General features: G+C 42.8%; 1 protein-coding gene. It reads left to right on the forward strand.

Annotated elements, in window-relative coordinates; genetic code table 11:
• The first annotated feature begins 104 nt into the window (after positions 1–104).
• Positions 105–1,145 (forward strand): IS481 family transposase, encoded by a 1,041-nt coding sequence (locus MHN02_RS21510; protein ID WP_069945679.1) that lies wholly within the window; start codon positions 105–107, stop codon positions 1,143–1,145.
• Positions 1,146–1,202: the final 57 nt, after the last annotated feature.

Below are 1,202 nucleotides of genomic sequence, written 5' to 3' on the forward strand. Positions count from 1 at the left end.
TGAATTAGTCTCGACTTAATCTGACACTTCTTCTTGAAAAGATGAGAGTTACCCGTTTTGATAAAGGTGTCGAATCTTTAATCAAAACAAAATAGGTAACTCTCATGTTGCATACTAACAATCCAATCATTAAACACAAAGCAGGTTTGCTTAATCTCGCAGAAGAACTCGGAAATGTATCAAGAGCGTGTAAAGTTATGGGCGTTTCTCGCGATACTTTTTACCGTTATCAAGAACTTGTTGAAGACGGTGGAATTGACTCGTTAATCGATAAAAGTCGCAGAACTCCAAATCTTAAAAACCGCGTTGATGAAGTGACAGAACAAGCTGTCATTGATTACGCTATCGAGTTTCCAGCTCACGGCCAACACAGAACCAGCAACGAGCTTAGGAAGAGAAGTATTTTTGTGTCTGGTAGTGGCGTTAGATCCATTTGGCTTCGTCATGACTTGGAGAACTTTAAAAAGCGGCTTAAAGCGTTAGAAGATAAAGTCGCTAATGACGGCATAATCCTCACAGATTCACAGGTTGCTGCGTTAGAGAAAAAGAAGAATGATGACGAAGCTTGCGGAGAGATAGAAACCCTTCACCCAGGTTACTTAGGCTCGCAAGATACGTTTTATGTGGGAAACTTGAAAGGTGTTGGTCGTATCTATCAGCAAACCTTCATCGATACTTACAGCAAGGTGGCCTTCGCCAAACTGTATACCACCAAAACGCCGATAACCGCTGCTGACGCTCTCAATGACAAGGTGCTGCCTTACTTCGAACAGCATGACTTACCAATGCTCAGAATACTTACCGATCGCGGTACAGAATATTGTGGGAAGGTAGAGCACCATGATTACCAGCTTTACCTTGCGATAAACGATATCGACCACACGAAAACTAAAGCAATGTCTCCGCAAACGAACGGAATCTGCGAGCGCTTCCACAAAACGATATTGAATGAGTTCTACCAAGTTACGTTCCGTAAGAAACTATATGCGTCGCTAGAAGAGCTTCAAAAAGATCTGGACGTGTGGATGGATTACTACAACAATGAAAGGACTCATCAGGGCAAAATGTGCTGTGGCAGAACGCCACTGGAAACATTAATCGATGGGAAACGGACTTGGGCTGAGAAGAATCTAGCTCAAATCTAAACTGACAGCGACACCTGAAAAAACGGGTAACTGTCAGATCAAGTCTGAGCTAGTACA

This window comes from Alteromonas sp. CNT1-28 (assembly GCF_022348345.1).
In the GTDB taxonomy this organism is placed as follows: Bacteria; Pseudomonadota; Gammaproteobacteria; order Enterobacterales; family Alteromonadaceae; genus Alteromonas; species Alteromonas macleodii.